We start from the raw sequence: 26,923 nt of genomic DNA, 5'->3' as shown, positions 1-26,923 counted from the left end.
TAAGCCATAAACTTCTTGCTATTATATTTGAGAATAAAACTAGAAACTGCCTTGTCCTTCATAACAAGTTCGCTCATAGTAACCAGAGGCGGCCGCTTCTCTCGCATTGTTGAACCTTTCTACCGGCCTATAAGGAAACTCACAACCACTCTTATAGTAATATTTAGAACCTGTCGATTCATCGATCGCACCGATGATCACGTCTTTTTTTACTAATCTTCCACTTCCAAAAGCGTAATTATTGTAATACTGATCACCAACAGGGATTCCCTGGATAAAAGCCATGACTCCCACATCATCAATCGTGTTGTACCACTCTTCTTGTCGAATGGTAGGAAATGTGAACTGATATACATTCCCATTACGAAGTACATGATCATTATGATATGTAATGGCGCTCGCAAGATGATCTTGAATGCTGCTGACTATGACCTGTCTTCTTACATTTTCAAAACCTTCTGCATCTTGTAGTAAAGGTACAGAGGTTAGCCATTGCAGCTCATTCCGGTAACCCTCTATCCATTGATTCGTACCTTGTGCATATACGTGTACATAATCATCCAGCGTGAATCGAAATAGGTTGCCATCGTCATCTTCATATACATACAATTTCTTCTCCGTCCAGAGATGCTTTTCTGCCTCATTTCCGGAAATATCCGTGTAAGCTGTTGAACGATAAAGATAGAACCCGTCATAATCGATAACGACAAGAGCGGGCAGGTAGGTAAGAAAAGCCTGCTGCGCAGGAAGGTCATTTTCAAGTCCAAAATTGATTGAAATGGTCTGCATGAATCGATCCAGTAGAAGATCTTTATCCACCTTAAGCAGCTTGACGGAATCATAACTTGCTTCAAGTGATGGGTCCTCGTTCTGATGCATCATTTGACTTGCATCTTGTACTGCAGTCTGAATCGACTGGTTATATTTCTGCTCTAACCTCATTACCATCAGGTCATCCGTCCCATGTAGAGAATAAACCCAAAAGAAAGGAAACATGATAATTACAAAAAGAACGGAATAATCAGTAATCCTCATTTAGCACCATACCCCCATAATTGGCGGTTACCCTGTTCACAGATTCAGCTCCAAAATGAAGCCACTCCTGAAAAATAGCGCCTGGTGTGCGGTTTGTATTCTGTACTTCGACTCGAAAAGAATCACCGCTTGTCAAAAAGTACTTCCGGCTAGGATCATCAATTGAAACTAGATTGTCAGGATATAAAACAGGCATAATCTGCTCATTATAGTAGCCATTCATTACCGCATCAAATTCACCTGTAAAACCCAGCTGATTGGCGGGATCATCATACGCCGGGACATACTTTTTATGAAGATGTTCGATTTGGGTGTTATATGTATTTCCTGTTAAAGATAATTCCTGTTGAAATTGATTATACATCGTCGGAGTGATATATCCTTTCGTTCTTACTGCATCAACAAAGCTAGTGACCGTATTATATACAGTCAGCTGAGAAAGCTCATCCTGTCTGTTTGCGGCCTCTGCCGCAGGATATATATAAAGCAGAAGTACAGCAAGCAATGCGGCAAGCATTTTTGAAAGACTGTCTATCAAGGAGTAATTCCCTCCTTCCAAAAAGAGATTTGCTTAAGAACCCCTGCTGAATCTCTTTCGTACTCTATAAGGTAACTTGAATTTATCTCGATTGTTGCTTCTTCTAGATCTAGACCATTCACTTTTATTTTATAGGATTCATAGGATCTTCTATTCTCCGTGCTCTTGGTTTCATTGATAAGTGCATGTACATATCCCCCTTTAATTAATTCCGTCACGGGAGATTCACTCACACTCTGGATTCTTCCATCTTCGATTGCATGGTAATTACGTCTCTCTTCTGCAGCTTCTTCCATACTGGATAGTAAAGAAAGTGTGAAAATGCAGGCGGCAAGACAAAGGCTAATGACTGCACTTATTAACAGGATGTCTCGTGTATGTTCTCCCAGCTTGCTCGCCCCTTTTCATCTAATTATGATTGTGTAAATAGAAGTCCGCGTACCACGTTGGAACTATCTTTCACCACGGTAGCTTTAAATCTTCCGCTCGGATTTACGTACTCGCTTTTACGTTCATTTAATGTATTTTCAACGGCACCTAATGTTGCCCCCTCAGGCGCTACGACTTCGCCATATGCGGAAGACTCTGTTGTTACATTAAGAGGATATCCGTACCATTGTCCTGCTGCATTTTTACCTGTTTTAATGTAAATACCGAACTGGTCTTTTCCTTTGAATTTACGAAGTGCATTCGTTACTTGAGATCCGCTAATAGTCGTTCCGTCATAAACGGTAAACGATGTTTGTGATAATTCAGTCTGAATATCAGCAAAGTTATTTTGGGCTGTCTTGGTTGCCTCCTGAGCTGAAATAAAGAGAATGACCACAATCGTTATCAAGGCGATGGTAAGAAAAATACCTGCTGCTACTTTTAATGCGGAAGATGCGTTATTCATTTTTAATGCCTCCGAGTTCTCAATTTATATTTTTTGAATTTGTTCGTAATAAACATTCATTTGCGTAAAACTGACCACGATCAGCGGGAGCACCAGATAAAGAAAAATCAGAGCATACATCGGAGTAAAACCAATGATGCGGCCCCATTCTGCTTTCGTCTCGATCGTCTTCGCGTATTCTTGTCTTCTCTGTTCAAAATAAAAGGACATCTGATGATCCAAATCATCGAATGCTTCCTTTATCGTGATCGTACCAAGCGCTAGGATAAGCTTGTCTACAATCCTTTGGAACTCAGGCAAAGTTATTTCTTCCTTTAACTGTTCCAAAGCTTCTTCAGGGCCATGTTCATAGTGAAGAAGACATTTTTGCAGCGGAGTTTTGAAAATCACTGCGAAACGATTCAGCCATTCGAGTATTTCTTCAACCGACATTCGGTCCATATCCCGAAGAATCGAAATTACAGTCTGATACTGGTATACTTCATGCCTCATATCCATTCTGCGGAAACGCCTTTCGGTGTAAAGCAGCAATAAGGGAAGATGGTAACCTATGTAAGCTATGAACAGACAAGACAACAGTTCCCACCAATGAAAAACTTCATGATTCCACGCCTGGAGCTTCTCTGTAATTCGATGTACTGAAGTATTTATATCTTCATGAAGCAACTTTTTATCTGAGTGACGATGCAAAGAATTCTCAATCTGTTCGTAGGTGCTGCTCGCACTCATGTTCAAATCTTTCATTACTTTCTGGTCGAGAGTTGTCCACCAAAGTGAGGTTTCCTTCTCGGCTTGCGGTAATTCTCCAAATACAGTAGCGTTCACAACAGGCTGATTTGAGATATGATTTCTTTGAATATGATGCAAGATACCGACACTGCTTACAGCAAAAATAAAACATCCGATAAAGCAGGTAATTCTTCTAACTTCAAACCATTCCAATCTGAGATGGGTATTCGTATCACGAAGAAGCTTAGCAAGAGATGCATAGGACCGGGTGCCCGTTTTCGGACCAAAAGCCGATGCTAAATGCCGCATCCATTTCCACTCATACAATCGCTTTTCCCATATCTGCTTCCGGTCTCCTGCAAGGTAACCCGTCTCTTGCGTCCGCTGAATCTGCTGCAATAAAGCATAGGATCCGATGATAATGATGTAAATAGACAACAGAATAATAAAACCATGTTTGCTTTCATAATATTCATTCATCGTAGGAAAACTGTTTCTTGCCCATTCCTCTATGGGTTTTGTGAAAAAGACCGGAGCGAGGCTAATCACATTAAGACCTTTTAATAAATAATCCAGCTTTGAAAGTCGTAATATTTCCAGATGAATTTCCTGTGTTAGACTTCCAATTCCTTTAAGATAGATGGAATCTTGTCTTGCCTCCTGATCTCCAAACTCCATTACCATATAGGATATTCCAGCAAATGCTTTTAGAAATCGATTAGGGGCTGTCTCATAATAACGTTCCAAAGCTTCATCTGGATGAACAGATGTTAGCGCAGCGTAGATGTGCATCGCATGTCTCGCAGCTTCTCCTTGAGACACTTCGGCTGCTTCGTATAACGCTTCTTCGACCATGCCATGTTGATGGTATCTATGCCTGACTTCTGCAAATAACTCTACCATCTCAGATAAAAGTTTACGTTCTTGTCTAGCGACCGCCATATCTAGAAATAGACTGTTAACCACAACACCTACCAGCAAGACCAACATGAAGAAATGCAAGCCAGGCTGAATTGTCATGAGAACGATACCTGAAACAAGGAAGGTAGCCCATATCAGAAAAGTCTGTTTCATCGTCTCTATACGCAGCAAGTATTCACTCATTCCATATTGATAACTTAATTTCTTTCGGACAAGTTGAATATAACCAGCAACACCAGGAACTTTAACTGCATAAGCATAAGACTGAACTAGAAAGGCTTTCATTACAGCCCTGAGACTTTTGGAACTCTTAATTTTCTGGTTATCCATTCTTTGCGGCGAATAATGGTGTTTACGATTCGTGAGCTGTATGAAAACGTAAATGATGAGCAGACCTAGGATGGATATCGTCAGGATCAGAAGTAATACTTGTTTAAGAGACATGGCTGCTCCCCCAATAGGATGCTGCAAATTGTTCGAACCGTGAGGCATCCTCCCTGCTCATCTGCGAGATCATTTCCTTATGATTACGTGACGAAATCGGAGAGACCATATGATACATGCCAGCACGATACTCCACTATATTCCGATAGGTAAAAGCTTCTCCACCTGAGCGAGATGAAGCTAGATCTGGGACACATTCGGTAATCCGCTCGATATATCTTCCTCCATCCGCATCTTTTTTCAGATGAATATCAAAATTAAGCACACTCGCCACCTGTTCCTCCGCAATATGTTCATGTCTAAACATTCCTACTTTAAGAAGTGAATTTCTCAGAGAAAAAATCAAATCAGGAAAGGTCTTGGCATGATGTGTAAATACGGTAAATAGACTGGCCACCTGAGACATTTGGATCATCCAAGCCGCCACTTCGTCACTTGCAACCTCGCCGAGAATATTAACCGTCCCATCGGTCTTTTTTTGCAGATCGAGCCCCTGTTGACCTGAAATATGATCTGTCTCCCGGAAGCTCAAAATATTACGTTTGCTGTACAGCTTTCGTAAATGAAGTTCAAAAGCCATTTCCTGTACACGCAGGGTATGATATGGATAAATATGCTCGATCATCGCCATTAACAAGGTCGTTTTGCCAGAGCCTTGCGCACCAGTGACCGATGTAATTCTGCAGCCTTTCATAAGATAACGAATGAGTTCAATAACCATATCTGAATTAGCGCCCGTAATTAATTTCGGCAATGTCGCACTCGGTAAATCGAATTTACGAACAAAAAATGCCCAGGATTCCGAAAAAGGAGGTCTAACGACAACTACCCTTGATCCGTCCTTCATTTCATTCACCTTATATCCTTTGGATTCTGATAACTGACCCGGATGATTGTACTTGTATATATTCTGGCATACTCTTTTCAGCTCACGTTCTGAACCAAAAGATAAAAATGATAAATGAATCGTTTTTCCTCTATAAAAAATCCAAACACTTTCTGTACTGCGGCTAACTTCAGATTCGATTTCATAATCATGATCTTCCTTAAGGATATGAAATGACATATCTGGAATCGGATTCATCTCATGTCCTAATACTCCGCTCACCCCAGCACTTACCCCGTCAATCTGCTGATCCCGAATATCATCAACAACCGAGAATCCTTTATACTGCTGATAAACCCGCTGTACGAGAATATTAACTTTGTCTAAAAAATGCAGTTCGCGATATTCACACTCAAAAATATACATAATGTCTTTCGAAGTAATTTCGTAGTATCCGCCTGAGTCTGATTCAGATTGCCTTCTTAGCTCTGCCAAATCATATGTATCAATGAGCTTTGATAACGCTTCTACTCCAAATTGCTGCTGGTAAATATAAAATATAATCTCGAATTGGTCCTGAATACTTAACTCGCCAGGACGGTCAAATGGGATGGCTTCATTAATATTACGTTCTGTCAGTCCATAACTATGAATAAGTACATCGGTAATTAATTTCTTCACATAATGTTTATCACTCAAGCTACCCGATATACAGTCTTTCAGTGCTCTTCTCATCTCTGCTCTTTGATTTATTTTCCGCTTATATTCCTCTTCGTGCAGTCCTGCATCTGCCAATTGGCTATGACTTAACTCATGTAACGCCTGTTTCACATACTCTGTCACATGCACTAATGTTGCTTCTTCTTCCTTCCCTTTCTTAGGGTTGGACTCTGTGATCTTTCGGTTATTCCTTAACTTCATGAATAAGAGTAGAATACAACTGGCAGACAATATGAGCAGAAGGAAAATATTCATTACGTCTTCCCTCCCCTCTGTTATGCTCCTCTTTCGAGTTGTTTTAAAATACTACGCAAACCAGCGCTCTCCATAATCAATTTAGATAATTCACGAATACTCGCAGCAAGTTCTCCCATCTCTCCGCTCTTCTTATCCATATTTATCGTCTGATGTATGTAAGTACCGATATCTCTTCGGTTCCATGCATCTCTATACGGTGAACAATATGGAATCGGTAAGATTGGATCTTTATAACCAAAACGACGTTTAATATTGGCTGGAGTGCAATTAGAATCACGATCATATAAGCCGAGTGAAATAATAATCTTCTTCTGTTCCCATTCTTCCTTCCATTTCGTGTTTGTGAAGAATTGTTCTACTTCTCGCATATTCTGATTCAGATTAACAACCACAACATCACTATCTTTCATGATCTCTCTCTCCTTACTTTCTCCGTTTCCTGCATCCAGTAATATCAGGTCATACGCCGCATTCGCAATTTTAAAAACAGGAGATATCTGCTTAGAGCTTAGGTCCATCTCTCCCGTAAAAGGAAGTCTATATTTCCCTGGAAGTAAATCCAGCTGGTCCCTCAGAAGAGGTATCGTACAATCTCTAAACTTTTCTTTTGTTAAACTTCCACTGGAATACAAACGAAACATAGCATCCCATCCGGTTGTGGATAACTGATCCATTACAAAGTCGGTATTCGTCTCACGAACCGGCATCCCTAACTCACAGCTTTCTCCTGCATAATCCATATGCATGACAAGGGAACGTACACGTTCAGATAATCCAATCATATAAGCTACTGACATCATGTTTGATGTGGTACCACTACGCTGATATGGACTCCAAAAAGTAACAATACTCATGCTCTCTTCCTTTCTATAAGGGATAAGGCTTTTTTCGACTCCGCAAATGTCCATCCGGTAAGGAGTTCAAGCAATAACGCAAGTGATTTCTTGTATTGTCTAGATAATGGCTTTATACGAATTTTTTTGATATGTTCATTTTCAATTTGCAGCGCCATATCCATCTCATTCCAATAGATCGAGACAGGTGTTCCATGAAAATGAATGGGAATGTCATTATAAAATCCCCATGCATACTGATCTATTGTCGTATCCATGATCTGCGTCCAAAGTCTGTAAAAGCTCGGTAACTCTTCGGCTTGAAGTCTCTCTTGAAGTATGTAAATCCATTCCTTGCCTCTCTCGAGATCCTCTCGACGATACGTACTGACCCACAGTCTTGCCGCCGCTGATATCCACTCTTCTTTGGTTAAAAAATCGATCTTTTCAACATCCACAAGAATAAAATCATAATGGGTTATATCCTCATCCACACTAGATAAGTAATCCACTATTCGCTTATAATTTGTAAACCCGCAAGCTACATCGAATCCTTCAAACTCAGTAATCCACTCCGGTAAAAAGATAGGATCAATGCTATACCTATAGCGTTCATATTCGGTTCCATCAACAAGCAGTACTTTAAAACCCATGTTCGCTAGGATCTTACTAAGATATAATGTTACGTCTGTTTTGCTTGCCAAACCTGCAAATATCCATGTTTTCATTGGTTAGCCCTTCACCCTTCACTTAAGGATTTGTCGTCCCTGGCTGTGATAAAATTTGATTTTGCTCCGCTAACGGTCCATAAACTTCTTTGGAATTTCCGGGCTCTTCAGACGCAGATTCTTTCCATACTTCTGCTTCGCTCGAACTTTCAGAGCTTGTCTGGTTCATATCTTGATCTGAGTGCCATGATTCACCCAAAGAGCTTATACCTCCACCTCGTGAAGTCAAAAGATCCTGTTCAATTGATTCTGAGACTACGTTTGTCTGGGAGGAAGCAAGTGCACTTTCTAGTGTCCCTCTCAAGTGTTTTGCTAGAGCCTGTTCCGCGTGTTCTACTATATTGGGATTTACCTCGATTAGCTGGAGTACTTTTTCGTTAGCTGGATATGTAGGAATAGCTCTTTCTTGAAACTCTGGTTCTACATAACTTAGTGAATAGAGAGATGCTTTATGTAAGTAGGCATCAACCATTGCGCTCGACAAGGTCAGTATTTCTTCCTCCGTCAATGTGATCCACATGGTAGGACCGTTTAGTTTTTCTACCTTTTTCTTTGATAAAACAATATAATCTTGACCTGTGGGAAACTGAATACGAACATCGACCATTTCCCCCGCTGATAATACAGATGGCAGTTTAATAACTGAAATCTCACGGTTTCTTAGGTCAGCTGGTGTCGGCTCGTCTTGGTACAACATGGCTTCGGTAATGACTGTTCCGGTTTGCAGTTCTATTTTTGCAACTGTGCCTCTTATATCCTCCAGATTATCCATTAGATTCGCTGGTGACTGGTCAGCAGAAATTTGGATCGCTTTTACATCCGAATTCTGAATTAGCGTACCCGGCTTCACATCCCGAGCAGCAACATAACCTTTCCTGCTACCTTTTTGTTCACCCTTTAACTGCTGTGTAAGCTCACCTAGCTTTATTTCGTATTGTGCTTCTTGCTTATTCTGTTTCACATTGTCAGCATAAAAATCGTAGAACATATAACTTCCGAGTAAAAGACTAGCAGCTCCTGCACCTGCAAGGCCGGCATAGATCATTTTTTTGCTCTGTCGTCTAAGTTTTGACACAAGTGAACTCCTATCTACACCCTTACTTTGAGTGCTGTTTCCTAATTTCTTTTTTTGAAAAAGAAGCTTTTTTTCTTCATCGCGGGAACGATGTCCTTAAGTATGTCTGATATAGCTTCATCGACCTCATCTTCTTGATCAAATGGGTCTATTTGTAGTGGTAAACTGTATACATGTCTTGAATTCAAGTTTTTTCGCAATCTTACTACCGTGTTTTTTCCGGCGAGAGGTACAACGTAATTCCACTTTGCTTTAACAGTTGATTCATAACTTCGTGAGAACAAATAGAGATCTGACTGCTTCCACTCTGCTGCTCCTCCAACCACAATCGGCACATCGCTTCGCTGCAGCTCTTCCATGGAATAGGGATGACGTTCACATCCTAGATCCAAAACAATATATTGATAATTGCTATTTAAAAGCTGAAGAATCTCTTTCTTGCTTGTTCTGCGAAAATAGTGAACCCCTGTTATTTCAAACATACGCCGTTCTTCTGTTACGCCATCTTCTCCATGAGCTATCGAATCTATTCTCGAAAAAGCAGTTGCTCGCTGAGAAAATTCGATAATGGCTACCTTGCATTTCAATCTAGCCAGATAATGAGCAATGGCTATGGAAGTATGAGTAACGCCCACGCCAGGTCCTGTGCCTATAACAGAGACAACACAAGTTCCGTGTGGAAACACCGCTCCTTGTTCTTGTATACCAGGTAATGAGCGATGTGATAACTTGAACATCTCTTCTCTAAGTTCTTCTACTGACTGATATCTGCTTCCTGGATCAGATCGAAGCAGTTTCCTGATGATCGGAATATAAGGACGAAATGCCTCATGTCGAAGCAGTTGCTCTACGCCCGGTATCCATTCGCTGTGTGCTCCCCGGGTTATCAAATATAAGAATAATGCTCCAAGACTATACAAATCGGACCTTACATCCGTCTGACCGCTGCCATACTGTTCGGGTGAAGCAAATCCGATGGTTCCGAGTTTCACTGTATCCTGCTGATGATTCTCTTTATAATTTCGAGCAATTCCAAAATCGATAAGTCGAAGTTCTTCTGCTCCTGTGATCATAATGTTTCCCGGCTTCAAGTCACGATATATGATGGCCGGTGAACGGTGGTGCAAATAATCAAGAACCTCCATTACCTCTTGGATCATCCGGATGATCTTGTCAAAGGGAAGTGTAAAATCATGTTTGCTAAGATATTCAGTAAGTGTTATCCCCTGAATATAATCCATCACTAGATAGGTATATCCGTCTGCATCGGGTTCAAAAAAATCTACAATCTGCGGTAAACGAGGGTGCTGAAGTTCAATCAGCATCTCGGCTTCTGTAACTACATTCCCTTGATATCCTGGATGCGCCAGGCTTTCTTTGATTGCCCATTTCTTTCCTGGAAGCCTTAAATCTTCTGCCATATATACATGACTCATTCCACCAGGGCCGATACTCCTGACAACCTGGTATCTCCCTCCGAGGATAGAACCTCTTTCTAAACGCGAAGGAAACCGCATAATGACCTCCTTATGTACATAAAAAAAGAGAAAGCCCCCTATTGCTGAATTTGCAATCATTACTTGCAAATTCATACAACAGGGATGCTTTCCCTCATTTATCGCACTGGTTAATTTTGGATTCATTATATGACAGGAATGAACCAAATGTAAAGCACTTTTTTAAATGTTCTTTTATATGGCGAAAGGCATATGTTTATATAGACATTGCCTTTTCCACCATTAATACTTAATCATATATAACGTAATCTCGTCCCGATTGTGAAAAAGCTGCTTAGCAAGCTGAATCTGCATTCGAGAATCTTCAAACATATGGGTTACTTCCTTAATCAGCGCCATTGGTTTTTTATGCATTAGCTTTACAGTTACGACAGCTGTACCGCCAGGTCTTAAGCTGTAAAGTAAATCGGTAACTAATCTCGCCATGAGTTTTGGACTCCAGCTCATATCACATACGAGAAGATCAAATTCATTTTCCTTGAATTTTACATCTCCCGCATTTTTAGATACATATTTAAGTCTAGGATTCTTAAGAAGAACTGGATTCATTTTGGCAGGATCAACTGCTGTAACCTCAAGCCCTCTTTCTAGCAAGAAGGAAGTCCATCCCCCTGGTGCTGCACCGATATCCACTGCACGATGAAACGATGAAAAAGGAATCCCTAATGTCTTTTCGGCCTCAAGCAGTTTGAATTTAGCTCTTGAGATCTGTCCCTCTTCCTTCTGAAAGCGAACAGCTCCTCCATTCCAGTCCGACAGATTATCTGCCGCACGGGATACACCTGCATACAAACGTTCCTCTGTAAGATATACAGATACGATAAGGTCCGCATCCTGCACCACGTGCTGCGCAGGGAGAAGTTCAATGCCATGTAAGATATGCTGTTTAAATGCACCAGAAGTTCCTTCGTAATAGCTCTGTTCTGTTTTTCTTACCTGCAGACTGAATGTGCCTTCTTGCAGTGCACTATGATTCAGTAAAAACCGAAATAACTGATCATACGCATGGTCTTGATCGTCCATCCCCACTTCAAAGTGGATAGGGAATAAATGCCTTAGAAAAATGGGAGGCGTTTGATACAGAAGCTCTGTAACTTCTCCCTGAGGTGCTGACAAAGTAGCTAAAAACACTTCACCAGAGACAAGCATTGTACTTTTTACGGTTCCAAACATTCTCCGAAGTTCTTCTTGTGCATAAGGAGCAAATCCATGATTTGCTGTACATATAAAACGGGTTGTGATTCCTTCTGCCGTCTGTTCTTGATTACTCAATTCTTATTAACCTCCACTGCATACTCGTATCCAAGGGCGTTCATGAAACCAATCCAGCTCCACAGAAATTCCGTACGTTTCCATTATTGTTTCTTTAGTTAATACTTCTTTTTTAGGACCCGCCGCAGCGACCTTCCCATCTTTGATAAGCGCAATATGAGTAAATAAGGGCATAATCTCTTCAATATGATGCGTTACATACACAATAGCAATATCTTGCTTTCTTAGATTATCTACGGCCAGTAACATATTCTCCCGTTCGTACAGATCTAGACCAGCGCATGGCTCGTCCATAATCAATAATTTGGGATGGGCCATAAGCGACCTCGCCAGGAGCACCTTTTTACGTTCCCCTTGTGATAGCGTCCCAAAAGGCTGCTGTGCTAAATGGGAAATTCCGATATCCGCAAGTTTGGCATGCGCTTCTTCTTTAATTTCATCCGGGATGTGCTGATAAAAACGCAAAAAAGCGTAAGCTCCAGTAGCGACTACTTCCCATACTGGATCTTTTAACGCCAGCTTTTCTATTAATGTTTGACTAATGTAGCCGATTTCTTTACGGACTTCACGGACGTCACATTCTCCATAGGTATAATCAAGTACATTCACTTTCCCTTTCGTTGGGAACAAGTAACCCATCATCATTTCAAGAATCGTCGTTTTCCCGCTTCCGTTTCTTCCTAAAATGACCCAATTTTCATCTTTACCCATTTGAATGTTTACATCATCAAGAATAAGCTTGTCACCGCGCTGAAGTGATACATTTTGCATCCCAATCATGAAGAAACCACCCTCCTGATTTGATTCAACAAATGCTGAGCCGATTCCATTTTATAAATGTGAGTCGGAAGTTGCTTCTCTCCGCTAAACAATAGTAAAGCGGGTACACTCGTAATCTGATATTGCTGAACCACGTTCTGGATATCTGCTATATTTGCTTCATACAGGATCCCTTCTGGCAAGAGATACTCTGCCACTTCAAGCATCCGCAAGCCCGCCTGACAAGTGCCGCATAAAGGAGTATACACATACAGAGCAAAGGCTTTCCCTTCCCATGCCATTCGCAAAATTTCATTTTGTTCAATAGGTTTCATTGTTTGGTTCTCGATGCTTGCGCAATTTGTTCAAGTAGCTCCTGCGGCATAGGGCCATTATGAACTTCGGTACGGTCCGGCTTATTCATGTATAGTAATTCATACATTGCTCTTCGTCCAGCATCACTTGAAGTATGCAAATAAATTACATTCGGATACATCTGCTTATTCACGATAAATGAAGCAATATCAAGACCCGTTGGATTGCCATAACCTAGATCATAATCCAAGGATAAAATATTTACATCATATTCAATAAGAAGCAGCTTACACTCTTCTACATCCCTTGCAAGGGTAAATCCAGGTGGACATGTTCGATAATCATCCAGAAATAAGTTCATTCTCCCCTCACCTTCCTAAAACAGCTTTCAAGTTAACCAAGTTCGAATTAACTCTATGTCTTCTTGATGAGTTCCATCTTCACCTGTTTCCGTTTCCAGTACCCATATCGAGCCCTTCACGTCTTTTTGCTGTAACAGCCAGGCAAGTCCTTTCTCCCCTATATATCCTTTACCCACTCGTTCATGGCGGTCTTTATTAGAACGATATCCATACTTTGAATCATTCACATGAATGGCAACAAGCGCATCAAAATAGCCCAGACTTCGTCCTTTTTCAAGCAATTCTGGATCTTCTGATCCGTTCCAAAGACCACTCGCATAGGCATGACATGTATCTAAACAAAAACCAATCGAGTCAGCGTATCGGGACAAATTTCGTATTTGCACCATTTCTTCGATAGTCGTACCCATAGGACCATGATCCCCTGCTTGATTTTCGATTAAAATCTTAGATTTGCCTTCCCAGCCCGTTAGAACATCGTCTAAAAACTGAATAATGTGACGATACCCAGCAAGCGGATCACTCGTCTTCACATGACCAAAATGAACGACAACACCCGCTGAACCACAAGCTTCCGCAATGTGTAGATCATTTTGTAAAGAAGCTACCATTCCTTGATATTGACTATTCCCTTTGATAGGACCCAAAGCGGGATTCGTAGGATAGGGAGAGTGTGCGATAGACTGAAGCCCATATTTTATACAGAAAGCTTTGCAACGCATCGCTTCTGTCATATCAAAATTTTTCACACGAAGTCCTCGAGGATTTTTCGGAAAGTACTGAAAAGCATTGGCTCCCATATCAAATGCTCTTTGAGCTGCTTTCGAATAACCCCCGCGAGTACTTACGTGACTACCTATATATAAGTTAGGGGTCAATGCTGACATACGGGGCAGAAAAAAGCTTTCTTCCCGGTAATCTCCACTTTATTAATGATCCCCTCGTTACATCTCGTGCAGGTCTCTCCCTCTCGGTCGTAGACACGGCACTGCTCATCATACTTTCCTGTCAATTCGTCACCTGCATACAGCGGCATTTCCATGTAACCCCCGCCTGCAGTCGCTTCGCGCAGAACAGATTGGATCGCATGATAGAGTCTTGATAAAGCATCCTCGTTAAGAAGAACATCTTGTATTTTCGTATCAGGTCTTAGACTGGCAGCATAGGCGATTTCATCGGAATAACAGTTCCCAATTCCCGCAATAACACGCTGATTCACAAGTGTTGTTTTTATCGTACCTCTTCTACCCTTTAATCGGTCTTTGAACTTTTCTAACGTAAAACGATAGTCAAGAGGTTCGGGTCCAAGATCAGACATGAGCTCATCCGTTTCTTTGGCACTCAATAAGTGAAGATAACCGAGTCTCAGGCCGATAAAATAAAGAACGACTTCACCAAATTCAATTTCCACTTGAGTTGACCGTTTTGGACGCTCTTGTTCTGTTCCGATATAAAGTATGCCTCCAAGCATGAGATGCAGTACAAGTCTTTTACCCGTACTCATATGAAAAATCAAATGTTTACCCCTGCGCTCGATATAAACAATCCGCTCATTTACAAGTTCTTTTTCAAAAACTTCTGGAGTTACATTTATTGATTTTTCACGGCTAACGGTAACGTTCGTAATGGATTGATCCAGTATTCGTTCCGATAATAACTTTCGGTAGTTCTCCATCTCCGGTAATTCCGGCATATGAACCTCTTCCTTCCCTTGATGCTATATAAATAGTTTATTCTATGTTCTTGTTAGATGGTGGTTATCAAATCATGAAGATTTTTATGAATTTCATTTGGTTTAATGCCAGTCGCACGCATGTGAGTCTCTAGATTTGCTTCCGTCGTAACTCCGGTTAGTACAAGAATAGAACGGCATCCAGCCGCTTCTCCAGCAGCAATATCAGTTCGCATATTATCTCCAATAACCGCAACCTCGCTAGCAGGAAGACCAAGACGATCAATGGCATGCTTCATAAGAATGCTGGAAGGTTTTCCGATCACCACGGGTTTCACACCCGATGCGGCTTCAATTGCCGCTCCCAGAGTTCCTGCGCCCGGTGTCAGACCATCGTCAGCTGGCAGCTGCAGATCAGGGTTAGTTAAAATGAATTTTGCCCCTCCCATAATCCAGCGAAGCGCTTTTGTCAGCTTTTCATATGTAAATTCACGGTCAATACCCTGAATTACGTACTCTGGTGATTCTTCGGTAATATGAAGTCCTGCGGAGATTAGTGCTTTCTCCAGTCCATCTTCACCGATAAATGCAACTTTGGCACCAGGTGATTCAGAAGCCACATATTCAGCCGCTGCCACCGCAGATGTACACACTTCTTCTCCGGCCGCTTCTATTCCAAGAGATCTCAGGTGTTCTGCTACTCCTTCTGGTGTTCTCGATGAATTATTCGTTACATATAGGTAAGGTATGTTGGAACTTTTTAAATGCTGAATTAGCAAATCTGCTCCATCAATACGATGTTTTCCGTGATAGATTGTTCCGTCTAAGTCTAACAAGTAAGCTTTAGGTGAGTTCATAGCTGTAGTACTCCTTTCAAAAGACAAGTTCATATTCTTATATAAATAAGCATTATGCCCATCGTACAATCTTTTTAAGAGGATTGCAAAGCAGAAATAACACACAATTTGCACGTCTTATTTTTCAAGTGTTACTCGTTTCCAAGTCTTATAAAATCAGATTTGGATTAACTCATGTTCCATAGCAAGACTTGTGTTTGGAAAAACAGACTGTGCCTCCAAAAGCAAAGGTTCGAGATGTTCTGCATCTTTGTATCTTGAGCTAAAATGAGTCAAAATCAGTCTGCCTGCACCCGCTTCTTTTGCCGCCTCAGCAGCTTGAAGGGCTGTACTATGATAATATTCGTGAGCAGTAGACGCAAGTTCATGCAAGAAAGTAGCTTCATGGACAATGACATCAGCACCTGCCGATAAAGGCACCACATTTTGGGTAGGTCTCGTATCGCCTAGAATTGTAATGACTTTACCCGGTTTCGGTGAGCCAAGTACGTCTGCTGGATGAACGATAACCCCATCTTCAAGCTCGATGCTTTCGCCGCGTTTGAGTCTTCCAAACAGAGGACCCGGTTTGAGCCCATGGACGGCAAGTTTCGAAGGATCAATGCTGCCAGGACGATCCTTTTCCATGATTCGGTAACCATAACTATCAATCCGATGCTCAAGTAGCGCCGACTCTACTACAAACATATCATCTTCAAAAATAATGCCGCCCTGATGTTCCACAATATTCAGTTCATAATTCACACGGGACTGACTTAACTCAAGTGAAGTCTCCACGTATTTACGAATTCCTGGTGGGCCATATATCGTTAGTGGTGTTACACCGCCTTGGTAGGCTCTACTTGACAACAAGCCAGGCAAACCAAAGATATGATCACCGTGTAAATGAGTAATAAAGATTTTTTCAAGCTTACTCAGTTTAAGGGGTGATTTCAAAAATTGATGCTGTGTGCCTTCTCCGCAGTCAAACAGCCACATCGACCGGCGCTCCTCCATCAGACGCAGCGCGATCGAAGTTACGTTACGCTGCAGCGACGGTACTCCTGCATTTGTTCCTAAAAAATATAATTCCATAATGTTACACCTCATCTGACTCTATGAATGATAAAAATCCCCCGATTTAGGATCGGAGGATTCCTTACTTTGTTCTACATTTTCACGCTTTTTCCACGTTAAAATATTGCGCCTCCGGATGGCTGAACACCATCGCTGAAACCGAAGCTTCCGGTTCCATCATAAATCCTTCGGTCAGTTCTACCCCGATATCTTCCGGATGCATTAGTTCAAACAAAGGACCTTGATCTTCAAGATCAGGACAAGCCGGGTAGCCAAACGATACCCTGATTCCTTGATACCTGGCCCCTAGACGCTGTTTCATTGTCATTTCAGGAGGATCTGAGAATCCCCAAGTATCCCGCATCATATGATGAATGCGTTCTGCAAGTCCTTCTGCCACTTCTAATGCAATCGACTGCAGAGCATGAAATCTCAAGTAATCGCCTTTTTCTTTCCAAACCTGAGCGAGCTCCGAAATTCCATGTCCTGCGGTTACCACGAGAAAACCGACATAATCCATTGTACCGGATTCTACGGGTTTCAGAAAGTCCGCGAGACACAAATGTGGTTCGACCTTTTGACGAGGAAACTCAAACGTGTGTAATACTTGGCTATGATCTTCTGGATCGTATATGATAATTTCGTTTCCTTTAGACTGAGCTGGGAAAAATCGATACATGGCATTCGCTTTAATAATTCCATCTCGTACAGCAAGATCCATAATCTCATCAACCGTTTGCTTCAGCTGAACCGCCTTGGGGTCGCCAGCTGCTAATAATTGTTCTACATTCCCTTTCAGCCCTAAATGATGACCCAGCAGCATCTGCATGTTCACATAAGGAAGGATATGTCCAATTGGGTAATTACGAAGCGTGTGTCTTATAAGATCGGGCGGCTGATATACGGGAGCATCTACTGAAATTTTGGAACGTTCAACCCGAGTAAGTTTAGGAAGAGAGATCACTTTATCGGCTGCATTTGCTTCCGCTTCTTGTTCCCGTTCCATCTCCATAATCATCACTTCTCTGCTCGCCGGATCCATTAATTTATTCGCAATATCAAGACCATCCATCGCATCTTTGGCATAGAGAACCATCCCATTATACTCGGGCCTGATCCGGGTTCTAGTAAATTTACGTGTAAGCGCAGCGCCCCCAACCATAATAGGTACGTCAATACCTGCATTTCGTAAATCCTGTGCAGTCATCACCATTTGTTGAGCAGATTTTACGAGTAATCCGGATAGACCAATGGCATCCACTTTCTCTTCACGGAAAGACTCGATAATTCGTTCCGGTGGTACTTTTATACCCAAATTCACAATCTGGTAACCGTTATTGGCTAGAATGATCTCTACTAGATTTTTGCCAATGTCATGTACATCACCTTTTACAGTGGCGAGCATGATTTTTCCTTTTACAGAAGTTTCGTTCTTCTGCATAAATTGTTCCAGATAGGATACAGAGGCTTTCATCACTTCTGCGCTCTGGAGCACTTCAGCAACGATCAGCTCATTATTATTAAATAGTCTCCCGACTTCTTCCATCCCTTTCATTAAAGGGCCATTAATAATCTGAAGCGGGCTGTATTTCGCTCTCGCGAGTTCCAAATCCGGAATAAGGCCTTCTTTGCTGCCTTCAACTACATAGGTCGCAAGACGCTCTTCTAGGGAAAGATTCGAGATTTTTTCTTTTTTCTCTACTTTTTTATTACGAAAGGCTGCTACAAAAGCAGCTAATGTCTCGTCACTGGTACGGTAGATCAAATCTTCTGCCAGTTTTCTATCCTCTGGCGTAATCGAAGCATAACGTTCTACCTTCTCCGTGTTTACAATCGCATAATCGAGACCCGCCTTTGTACATTCGTATAAGAATACAGAGTTCAGGACTTCTCTCCCTGCTTCCGGCAGACCGAAAGAAACGTTACTAACACCCAAAATCGTATGCGTTTCAGGCAGTGCTTCTTTGATCAAACGGATTCCTTCAATCGTCTCTCCAGCAGAACCGATATACTGTTCATCTCCTGTACCAACAGGAAAAACAAGGGTATCAAAAATAATATCTTCAGGACGCAGATGATATTTATTGACTAAAAGATCGTACGAACGCTTCGCTACTTCAAGCTTATCTTCACGGGTAATGGCCTGCCCCCGCTCATCTATTGTACCTACCACGACAGCTCCACCATATTTACGAAGAATAGGTGTTACTTTTTCGAATTTTTCTTCACCATCTTCTAAATTAATGGAATTGATAATAGCTTTACCCTGAGAGTACTGTAAAGAAAGATCAATCACATCGGCATCGGTTGTATCAATCATTAATGGAACTTTCACTTTTTTTACAACCAACTCTAAAAACTTCCGCATATCCTCTGTCTCATCACGGTCAGGGTCTTGTACACAGATATCAACGACTTGAGCTCCATTCTTAACTTGGGCGCGAGCGACTTCAGAAGCTTCTTCATACTTACCTTCGACAATGAGTCGTTTAAATTTTCGTGACCCCAGCACATTCGTCCGTTCTCCTACCATATAAGGACGATTGTCTTGTTCGATATAAACAGGATCAATCCCCGAGATTGCCGGAGGGTGTGTACCCGTTAGCGGACGAGGTTCAATCAGATCCAGCTTGTCCTTTAATGCACGGATATGTTCCGGAGTTGTTCCGCAGCATCCTCCCGCAATATTAAGCCATCCCTGCTCCGCAAAGGCAGCGATTTTCACAGCTAAAGATTCAGGGGATTCATGGTAGTGACCATTCTCATCTGGCAGACCGGCATTTGGATAACAACTTACTGCAGCGCTTGACATAGCAGAAAGTGTACGAATGTGATCTCTCATGAATTCTGGACCTGTCGCACAGTTAAGTCCAATCGATATTGGACTCAGGTGTTCCAACGAGACATAAAAAGATTCTATATTTTGACCTGCCAGCGTCGTGCCCATAGGTTCAATGGTACCGGATATCATAATAGGTAGTGTTATATTACGAGCTTCAAAAGCATTACGAATTCCAATACTCCCCGCTTTTACATTCAATGTATCTTGACATGTTTCAAGGAGAAGAGCATCGACGCCTCCATCAATCAAAGCTAGAGTCTGTTCTTCATAACTCTCAATTAGTTCATCAAATGTAACTCCACCTGTTACAGATAATGTCTTAGTTGTAGGACCCATAGCTCCGATAACATAACGCGGAGACTCGGGAGTACTATATTTATCTACAGCCGCTCTTGCCAGCTTTGCAGCAACCAGATTAATTTCTCTCGCCTTATCTTGTATATCATATTCTGCCAAAACCACAGATGTTGCACCAAAGGTGTTTGTTTCAATAAGATCCGCACCCGCTTCAAGGTAACGTTCGTGTATCGTCTGGATGATGTCAGGCCTTGTGAGCACTAATATTTCATTGCATCCATCCAGTTCCTCACCGCCAAAGTCTTCCGCAGTTATGTCTTCCTGTTGAATCATGGTACCCATAGCACCATCTAAGATCAATATTCGCTTCTGTAATGCTTCTTGCAAACTGATTTTATTCACCTTTATACCTCCCGCCAAACGTTACGTCTAATTTTAGCAGAAAAGGTATTTTTATGAAAGAACATTTAAATCGCGAAGAACTGCGTCACTACAATGTTTTCAGGATAATAATTAGGATACCTGACAAAAAGTAAATCGACAAAAAAGATAAGATTCGCTATAATATCAATTAAACCAAGTGGAAAAGAGGGAAAGTAAATGGCAGAAATCTTAATTCGAAATACGAACGAAAGAATCACAGGCGAAGATAATGTTCGTTCCTTCCTCAATCAATATGAAGTGCTTTTTGAAAAATGGGATACTTCTAAACTTCCAGCTGAACTTCAAAATAAATTTGTATTAGATGAAGAAGAAAAACAACAGATCTTGGATGTTTACGATACCGAAATTAAAGATTTGGCTGCCCGCCGAGGTTATCAAATTTGGGATATCATCACTCTGTCTGAAGCCACTCCTGATCTGGAAGAGAAGCTTGCCAAGTTTGAAGAAATTCATACGCATTCAGAAGATGAGATCCGTGCAATCATTTCTGGTAAAGGGATCTTTATCATTAAAGGTGACGAACAAACAGGGTACTTCAACGTAGAGCTTGAGCCAGGTGATGTCATTTCTGTCCCTGAAAATACGCCTCACTTCTTTACACTTATGGATAACAAACAAATCATCGCTGTTCGATTATTTATTGAACAGAATGGCTGGGTAGCAGATCCGTACCCAGATCCTAGCTTTATCAAGGCCTAACTCAGTTGATAAGTAAATATACCACCCTAAAGATCATTCATAGGGTGGTTTTTTTATGGCTATTTTTCAGCAACTTCTACTTGTTTCGATGGCATAGAATGCATCCCTCGCGCTGTTACATGAGAAGTAACTTTATATATTCCTTCAACCGGAAACTGATAAACTGCGGTATACTTTCCCTTCCCTTCGTATGTCGCCGCCACTTCTAGTCCCATACTGCCTTCTAAAGAAATTTCAAATGTTACATCGTCCGCATCATCTATGTATTCATCTTGCTGAGTAACAATGGCTTCCAATTGTACAAGATCAGCGACCGTTACTGCTTCCACTTCAGGAACAACGAGTTCTACGTTTATGGGCTTAGGCAATTCCATTTCCGTAAATTCGTTTTCTTCCTTTTGGCATCCGCTTAATAACATAAGGAAGATCATCGTAGAACTTAGTAGTACAATGAATCGTCTCATTTTTATAAATCCTCTCTTCGATTTATATGTAGATAAAAGAAAACCGCTTCTGTTTTAATCAAACAGCCAAGCGGTTCATGGAAGTAAAATCTGAATTTGTTCTTTTATGATAATAGTTCGTAAATTTCAGTAAGATGTTTAATTTCAACATCGGGGTTAAAGGATTGGTCGTTTGTTTTTTCATTACGGTTAATCCATACTGCTTTAATTCCTGCGGAAAGCGCACCCTTAATATCCGTAGTCAGCTTGTCCCCGACCATTAACGCTTCCTCAGCAGACACATCAAGCTGTGATAAGGCATGATGGAATATTGAAGCATCCGGCTTACCTTTACCAAACTTCCCAGAAATAACGATGTGATCAAAATAAGGTACCAAATCAGGAACACCATCGAGCTTCTCTTGCTGTAAAGAAGGACATCCATTGGTGAGAAGCAGCAGCTTCACTTTACATTTCAGCTTTGTGAGAACTTCGAGAGTCTCATCATACATATAAGGACGAGATCTTCTCTCTTTACCAAATTTGTCAGCTAACTCCGCACCTAGTTCGCTATCATTCACACCAAGTGCCGCAAGACCGTTCGTCCAAGCATCTTTACGATATCCGGGTACTAATTGTTCGAGCTTTCTGAATTCCGGCTGTTCCCCAGCATTAAAATTTGCCCATAGTCCCTCAAAGGGATTGATGCCAATCATTTTCGTAAATGGATATGTTTCAAAAGATTCATACAGCTTTCTAGCTTCGTTTCTTACCGATACTTCAAGTTCATGAGGATCTACACCGCATTTTTTTGAGGCATAGAGACATGTTTCGTAGAAAGCTTCTTCTACACTCTTTTCATCCCATAGCAAGGTATCATCCAAGTCGAACATCACTGCTTTAATTGACATCTTGTTCTCTCCCCCTAGAGTCCATCGATTTATTTAGCTTCTTTTAGAGCTTTCTTATCCTCTACTGGAATCTGATGTGTCTGTGCAAAAGTAATGAGTCTTTCGCCCATTGCGTCAGTATCATACAAATTAAGCAAACAACTGAAAGCCCAGTTACTGCCTTTAGCGTTGTGTTCAATAATAATCGAACCTTTATCTACCACAATGCGTTTGATGTCTTCTGCACCAAGTGAACGTTCTCTGCTCAGCTTAATGGTCTTAATCCGTTTCTTACCTACTTTAAGATAAGGACGACGTAAGAAATACATTAGTGCTAGTCCAATATAAAGTATAAATACAAACCAATCAAAACCAGACACACCGTCTTCTGTAACACCACTGAGTGTTAGAAACATAAAAGCAAGTACGACGAGTACGAAAGGAAAGATAAACGCTCTTCCTTTGAAAATATCTTCATTTTCCATTCCGGATCCAAGGATAGGTTGTCCCTTTTTTTTGCGATTCTTATTTACTTTGTGTTGATTCCTTTTGACTGCTCTTTCAAATGAACTTGCCATGTAAATCCCCCTTTAAAATCTGTACAATGCAGTTATTATATCATGGTAGTTATATACTAACTCTCCACTCATAACTATGATTAAACCTATACCTTTTTCACGGGAATATATTAGTTTTAGCATAATGGAAATTCGCTTCCTTCATCTAAATTGCTCCCTTAAAAAAAGCACAATCTACTTAACTTTGCCATGTAAATAAAGGGTTGTCAAGGTATATACCTGTATGGCTAGACCTCCTAATGTAAACAACAAAAAAAGGACACAATTGTGAATTGCGCCCTTGCCGGTCATCCATTAAAAAAATGATATAGACAGCATCAATAAACTGTAAATGAAAGTAGAAGTTCATTAATTAACAGATAAAAATCAAAATATAAAAAGCATCTTCCCTTACTCTACATGAGGTAAACTTAATACTTGCCCTGTTTGAATATCACTCGTTTCCATCACATTCAGCTGTTTGATTCGTGCTACATATTCCCTAGTATCCATGTGATGCGGTTTATGATCCAAAGCAATCGACCATAAAGAATCTCCTGTAGATACAACAAACTCTTGATAGGAAACAATGTTACTTGCATTGGTAAGCACCGTCATAAACCCAGTTAGACATAAAAAAGCAACACTAAGAATAATGACCAGGCGAACCAAAAAGCGTCTATTATTATAAAACAATTGATGAAATAATTTACCAAGCAGAGTATGATCCTTAACTCCTTCAGTATTACTATAGATACTGTTGTATGTACTGTATTTTAGCATATATATCGTCCTCCAAACATTTGTTCTCATTTCTATATTGATCACTATAACACGAACATGTGTTTTGGACAATAACTTTTTAGAACAATTGTTCGTTCTATTTTAGAACTAACGTTTGTACGAACGGAGGTTCTATGCTATAATTTTCCCAAACGTTATTAAGTGGAGTTGATACGGTATGTCGAAGGTGTCCAGCAGGCAATTAGCAATCTTGGAGTTTATACGAAATGAAGTTCGATTAAAAGGATATCCACCGTCCGTAAGAGAGATTGGTGAAGCTGTCGGACTCGCGTCCAGCTCCACTGTTCACGGACACTTGGATCGTTTGGAGAAGAAAGGTTTAATTCGAAGAGACCCTACAAAACCTCGTGCAATCGAGCTTTTGAGTCACGATGAGTTAGATGAGACAAGCCAATTTGCGCAGACGGTTGTCAGAGTTCCCGTCGTTGGTAAAGTAACCGCAGGTATTCCTATTACTGCAACAGAGAATATTGAAGACTATTTTCCTCTACCTATGCAATATGTTGGAGAAGAGAAAGTATTTATGTTGAATGTAGTAGGCGATAGTATGATCGAAGCTGGTATTGTCAATGGGGATTATGTCATTGTGCGTCAGCAACAAACGGCTAACAATGGAGAAATCGTCGTAGCTATGACGGAAGATGATGAAGCTACAGTGAAAACTTTCTATAAAGAAAAAGATCATGTTCGTCTTCAGCCTGAGAATCCTACATATGAACCTCTCCGGCTTACAAAAGTAACGATACTAGGTAAAGTTATTGGTCTTTTCCGTGATTTTCATTAATTGATTTTTTATTTTTTTATTTTTTTATAGTTAAATATAAATAAATTATTGCACTTATATTTTTAAAGCAGAGATCTTATAACTCAGATCTCTGCTTTTCACGTTTTACTCCCCTACTAATATTAGAATCAACTTACCTCACATTGATAAGTCCTTTTTCCCATTCATTTCTTACTTCATTTCCAAATTTCCTTACTTCAGTATCTATTACATTCAGTTGGCAGTCTATGTTGGAATCATACAACCTTAATCGATATGTATCTTTCTCTTTCCGCTTTTTCCACTCCAATCCATAAAGGTGATTCTCAAAAGATGTATATAAGTTATTTAATATAAAGTCGTTTAACATATCCAGCGGAAAACCCGATGTCACTTCAATGTAATTTTCAATGGTGAGATTCGTCCAACCAAAAACGAAATCATGTATTTTTTTATGATTTTTATAATGCTTAAAATTAAGTTGGCAACCTTCAAATTCACCTGGAATACACTTAACAAAAGAGAATTCAACATAAGTACCATCTCTAAATGCATCTCTTAAAATCGCCATTTCATTCCCCTTTAGATTTGAATTAATCTGTTCTGTGTCTATGTACGGTAAGTCCTTCATTCGGATCCCATTATAAGTCTGTTTAATTCACTTACAAAGTCATTCAATGAAACAAACTCAGTAATTATATAAAAGTTTGCTCTACAATTAAACGGGATGCCTATATTTCCTAAAAGATTGATAATTTTCGGTTGAAAAATCATGAAGATAATTCAAACTTCAGAGACAATTTCGAGGGTCAAAGAAAAATAAAATCTGTTACCAATACCAACAAAAAACCCTCAACGCTTAGAGCGCCAAGGGTTTTCCATTCTAGTACAGCGTCAAATATTGATCGCGTTCCCATTGATGTACTTGAGTTCTGTACATATCCCACTCAATTTCTTTCAATTCATAGAAATGAGCAAGTGCGTGTTCGCCGAGAGCATCGGTAATCACTTCACTGCGGATCAGTTCATGCAATGCTTCTTTCAGGTCAGCTGGCAAGGAAGGGATACCTTCTTCAATGCGCTCTTCTTCTGACATGATATAGATATTACGGTCAATTGGAGCCGGCAATGACAATTCACGTTTGATACCGTCAAGACCTGCTTTCAGCATCACTGCAAGTGCAAGGTAAGGATTTGCTGCTGGATCCGGGTTACGAACCTCAACACGAGTACTCAGACCACGTGATGCTGGAATACGAATCATCGGGCTGCGGTTACTTGCTGACCATGCTACGTAACAAGGTGCTTCATATCCAGGAACCAAACGTTTGTAAGAGTTCACCGTTGGATTCGTGATCGCTGCCATTGCGCGAGCATGTTTCAGGATACCTGCCATGTAATGGCGGGCTTCTTTACTGAGACCAAGTTCATCAGACTCATCATAGAATGTATTTACATTACCTTTAAATAAGGACTGGTGGCAGTGCATCCCTGATCCGTTCATACCAAATAGAGGTTTCGGCATAAAGGTTGCATGCAGACCGTGCTGACGAGCAATCGTTTTTACTACGAGTTTAAAAGTTTGAATCTCATCCGCTGCTTTGATAGCTTCTTCATATTTGAAGTCAATCTCATGTTGTCCTGGAGCCACTTCATGGTGAGAAGCTTCAACCTCAAAGCCCATCTCTTCCAAAGTAAGTACGATCTCACGACGGCAGTTTTCACCAAGATCCATTGGAGCCAGGTCAAAATAACCACCTTGGTCATTGAGTTCCGTTGTCGGATTACCATTCGCATCCGTACGGAATAAGAAGAATTCAGGTTCAGGTCCCACGTTCATGGAAGTGTAGCCCATTTCTTCTGCTTCTTTAAGTACACGTTTTAAAATACCACGCGGATCTCCTGCAAAAGGAGTACCATCTGGCATATATACATCACAGATAAGACGTGCAACACGGTTCTCAGCAACCCATGGGAATACGACCCAAGTGTCTAGATCCGGGTACAAGTACATATCTGATTCTTCGATACGAACATAACCTTCAATGGAAGATCCATCAAACATCATTTTATTATCCAATGCTTTTTGTAACTGGCTTACTGGAATTTCAACGTTCTTGATCGTACCGAGCAGGTCAGTAAATTGCAATCGGATAAAGCGTACATTTTCTTCTTTTGCAATACGAATAATGTCCTCTTTAGTAAAACTCACAAAATCCTCTCCCTTTTCTTCATATAAGTATCAGCTTCAATGAGTGCATGCAGGACAGCCGATCCGTTTTCTAAAGTAATATCACGATTGTTATTGCTTTAGAAAATGTTGGTTCCCCATTCATTGTCACAGGCGCACTTCCACATGTCAAGAAAGTGAA

The 26,923-nt window shown here is 40.8% G+C and carries 27 protein-coding genes; 2 read left to right on the top strand and 25 right to left on the bottom strand.

The genetic code is table 11. The annotated features are described in order from the left end of the window. Nucleotides 1–39: 39 nt before the first annotated feature. The 19 genes from PV403_RS06055 to metH form a co-directional block, all read right to left on the bottom strand. The gene (locus tag PV403_RS06055; protein ID WP_213531121.1) at nucleotides 40–1,035 is read right to left on the bottom strand and encodes a hypothetical protein; all 996 of its coding nucleotides are present in this window, start codon (nucleotides 1,033–1,035) and stop codon (nucleotides 40–42) included. Beyond that, nucleotides 1,022–1,573: a hypothetical protein gene (locus PV403_RS06050; protein WP_213531119.1), complete on the bottom strand. Its 552-nt coding sequence runs from the start codon at nucleotides 1,571–1,573 to the stop codon at nucleotides 1,022–1,024. Before PV403_RS06050 ends, PV403_RS06055 begins: the two co-directional genes overlap by 14 nt. After that, nucleotides 1,570–1,806, bottom strand: coding sequence for a hypothetical protein (locus PV403_RS06045; protein WP_332083870.1), 237 nt, complete (start codon nucleotides 1,804–1,806; stop codon nucleotides 1,570–1,572). Before PV403_RS06045 ends, PV403_RS06050 begins: the two co-directional genes overlap by 4 nt. 179 nt (nucleotides 1,807–1,985) lie before the next feature. Further along, nucleotides 1,986–2,468 carry an ABC transporter permease gene (locus PV403_RS06040; protein ID WP_160031920.1) on the bottom strand — a complete coding sequence of 161 codons (483 nt, stop codon included), beginning with the start codon at nucleotides 2,466–2,468 and terminating at the stop codon, nucleotides 1,986–1,988. A gap of 24 nt (nucleotides 2,469–2,492) precedes the next feature. Further along, complete coding sequence (locus tag PV403_RS06035; RefSeq protein ID WP_213531115.1) at nucleotides 2,493–4,562, bottom strand: hypothetical protein; 2,070 nt, start codon at nucleotides 4,560–4,562, stop codon at nucleotides 2,493–2,495. Further along, a complete protein-coding gene (locus PV403_RS06030) occupies nucleotides 4,552–6,363 on the bottom strand; it encodes a pilus assembly protein CpaF (RefSeq protein ID WP_442951735.1) in 1,812 nt (603 codons plus the stop codon). The genes PV403_RS06035 and PV403_RS06030 overlap by 11 nt, the downstream gene beginning before the upstream one ends. A 20-nt stretch (nucleotides 6,364–6,383) precedes the next feature. Continuing rightward, on the bottom strand, nucleotides 6,384–7,220 hold the full coding sequence (locus PV403_RS06025; protein ID WP_332083869.1) for a hypothetical protein: 837 nt from the start codon (nucleotides 7,218–7,220) through the stop codon (nucleotides 6,384–6,386). Next, entirely contained in the window at nucleotides 7,217–7,927 is a 711-nt protein-coding gene (locus tag PV403_RS06020) for a ParA family protein (protein ID WP_332083868.1), read from the bottom strand. The genes PV403_RS06025 and PV403_RS06020 overlap by 4 nt, the downstream gene beginning before the upstream one ends. Before the next feature lie 22 nt (nucleotides 7,928–7,949). Continuing rightward, nucleotides 7,950–9,002: an SAF domain-containing protein gene (locus PV403_RS06015; RefSeq protein WP_332083867.1), complete on the bottom strand. Its 1,053-nt coding sequence runs from the start codon at nucleotides 9,000–9,002 to the stop codon at nucleotides 7,950–7,952. Nucleotides 9,003–9,043: 41 nt separating this feature from the next. Further along, the gene (locus PV403_RS06010; protein WP_332083866.1) at nucleotides 9,044–10,519 is read right to left on the bottom strand and encodes a protein kinase domain-containing protein; all 1,476 of its coding nucleotides are present in this window, start codon (nucleotides 10,517–10,519) and stop codon (nucleotides 9,044–9,046) included. A gap of 222 nt (nucleotides 10,520–10,741) precedes the next feature. Next, nucleotides 10,742–11,791, bottom strand: coding sequence for an SAM-dependent methyltransferase (locus PV403_RS06005; protein ID WP_332083865.1), 1,050 nt, complete (start codon nucleotides 11,789–11,791; stop codon nucleotides 10,742–10,744). A 6-nt stretch (nucleotides 11,792–11,797) separates the two neighbouring features. Then, nucleotides 11,798–12,571, bottom strand: coding sequence for an ABC transporter ATP-binding protein (locus PV403_RS06000; protein ID WP_332083864.1), 774 nt, complete (start codon nucleotides 12,569–12,571; stop codon nucleotides 11,798–11,800). Continuing rightward, entirely contained in the window at nucleotides 12,568–12,885 is a 318-nt protein-coding gene (locus PV403_RS05995) for a thioredoxin family protein (protein ID WP_213531101.1), read from the bottom strand. Before PV403_RS05995 ends, PV403_RS06000 begins: the two co-directional genes overlap by 4 nt. Then, nucleotides 12,882–13,226 (bottom strand): cyclic-phosphate processing receiver domain-containing protein, encoded by a 345-nt coding sequence (locus tag PV403_RS05990; RefSeq protein ID WP_332083863.1) that lies wholly within the window; start codon nucleotides 13,224–13,226, stop codon nucleotides 12,882–12,884. The genes PV403_RS05995 and PV403_RS05990 overlap by 4 nt, the downstream gene beginning before the upstream one ends. 27 nt (nucleotides 13,227–13,253) lie before the next feature. Then, nucleotides 13,254–14,114, bottom strand: coding sequence for a deoxyribonuclease IV (locus PV403_RS05985; protein ID WP_332083862.1), 861 nt, complete (start codon nucleotides 14,112–14,114; stop codon nucleotides 13,254–13,256). Further along, complete coding sequence (locus PV403_RS05980; protein ID WP_332083861.1) at nucleotides 14,102–14,920, bottom strand: Fpg/Nei family DNA glycosylase; 819 nt, start codon at nucleotides 14,918–14,920, stop codon at nucleotides 14,102–14,104. The genes PV403_RS05985 and PV403_RS05980 overlap by 13 nt, the downstream gene beginning before the upstream one ends. A gap of 53 nt (nucleotides 14,921–14,973) precedes the next feature. Beyond that, nucleotides 14,974–15,756 (bottom strand): TIGR01457 family HAD-type hydrolase, encoded by a 783-nt coding sequence (locus PV403_RS05975; protein WP_213531094.1) that lies wholly within the window; start codon nucleotides 15,754–15,756, stop codon nucleotides 14,974–14,976. A 156-nt stretch (nucleotides 15,757–15,912) separates the two neighbouring features. Continuing rightward, nucleotides 15,913–16,830 carry a ribonuclease Z gene (gene rnz, locus PV403_RS05970; protein ID WP_213531092.1) on the bottom strand — a complete coding sequence of 306 codons (918 nt, stop codon included), beginning with the start codon at nucleotides 16,828–16,830 and terminating at the stop codon, nucleotides 15,913–15,915. Between the two features lie 82 nt (nucleotides 16,831–16,912). Then, the gene (gene metH / locus PV403_RS05965) at nucleotides 16,913–20,353 is read right to left on the bottom strand and encodes a methionine synthase (RefSeq protein ID WP_332083860.1); all 3,441 of its coding nucleotides are present in this window, start codon (nucleotides 20,351–20,353) and stop codon (nucleotides 16,913–16,915) included. A 198-nt stretch (nucleotides 20,354–20,551) separates the two neighbouring features. Here metH and PV403_RS05960 point away from each other — a divergent pair, with 198 nt between their 5' ends. Continuing rightward, nucleotides 20,552–21,094 carry a cupin domain-containing protein gene (locus tag PV403_RS05960; protein WP_332083859.1) on the top strand — a complete coding sequence of 181 codons (543 nt, stop codon included), beginning with the start codon at nucleotides 20,552–20,554 and terminating at the stop codon, nucleotides 21,092–21,094. A gap of 59 nt (nucleotides 21,095–21,153) precedes the next feature. Here the strand turns inward: PV403_RS05960 and PV403_RS05955 are convergent, their stop codons facing one another. The 4 genes from PV403_RS05955 to yneA all read right to left on the bottom strand — a co-directional run bounded on the left by PV403_RS05955 (nucleotide 21,154) and on the right by yneA (nucleotide 23,767). Next, complete coding sequence (locus PV403_RS05955; protein ID WP_332083858.1) at nucleotides 21,154–21,558, bottom strand: FixH family protein; 405 nt, start codon at nucleotides 21,556–21,558, stop codon at nucleotides 21,154–21,156. 104 nt (nucleotides 21,559–21,662) lie between these two features. Continuing rightward, nucleotides 21,663–22,448, bottom strand: coding sequence for an HAD family hydrolase (locus PV403_RS05950; protein ID WP_332083857.1), 786 nt, complete (start codon nucleotides 22,446–22,448; stop codon nucleotides 21,663–21,665). 29 nt (nucleotides 22,449–22,477) lie between these two features. Beyond that, complete coding sequence (locus PV403_RS05945) at nucleotides 22,478–23,005, bottom strand: methyltransferase (RefSeq protein WP_332083856.1); 528 nt, start codon at nucleotides 23,003–23,005, stop codon at nucleotides 22,478–22,480. 390 nt (nucleotides 23,006–23,395) lie between these two features. Beyond that, nucleotides 23,396–23,767 (bottom strand): cell division suppressor protein YneA, encoded by a 372-nt coding sequence (yneA, locus tag PV403_RS05940; RefSeq protein ID WP_332083855.1) that lies wholly within the window; start codon nucleotides 23,765–23,767, stop codon nucleotides 23,396–23,398. Between the two features lie 178 nt (nucleotides 23,768–23,945). Here yneA and lexA point away from each other — a divergent pair, with 178 nt between their 5' ends. Then, nucleotides 23,946–24,572: a transcriptional repressor LexA gene (gene lexA, locus PV403_RS05935; RefSeq protein WP_160031939.1), complete on the top strand. Its 627-nt coding sequence runs from the start codon at nucleotides 23,946–23,948 to the stop codon at nucleotides 24,570–24,572. A gap of 133 nt (nucleotides 24,573–24,705) precedes the next feature. Here the strand turns inward: lexA and PV403_RS05930 are convergent, their stop codons facing one another. Both PV403_RS05930 and glnA read right to left on the bottom strand, forming a co-directional pair. After that, nucleotides 24,706–25,122, bottom strand: coding sequence for a hypothetical protein (locus tag PV403_RS05930; RefSeq protein ID WP_332083854.1), 417 nt, complete (start codon nucleotides 25,120–25,122; stop codon nucleotides 24,706–24,708). Between the two features lie 312 nt (nucleotides 25,123–25,434). After that, nucleotides 25,435–26,763 carry a type I glutamate--ammonia ligase gene (gene glnA, locus PV403_RS05925; RefSeq protein WP_332083852.1) on the bottom strand — a complete coding sequence of 443 codons (1,329 nt, stop codon included), beginning with the start codon at nucleotides 26,761–26,763 and terminating at the stop codon, nucleotides 25,435–25,437. Nucleotides 26,764–26,923 lie beyond the last annotated feature (160 nt).

The organism is Paenibacillus sp. GYB006 (assembly GCF_036577645.1).
Lineage (GTDB): Bacteria > Bacillota > Bacilli > Paenibacillales > Paenibacillaceae > Paenibacillus.
Note: the sequence above shows the minus strand (reverse complement) of the source record. Positions and strands in the feature narration are given on the sequence as shown.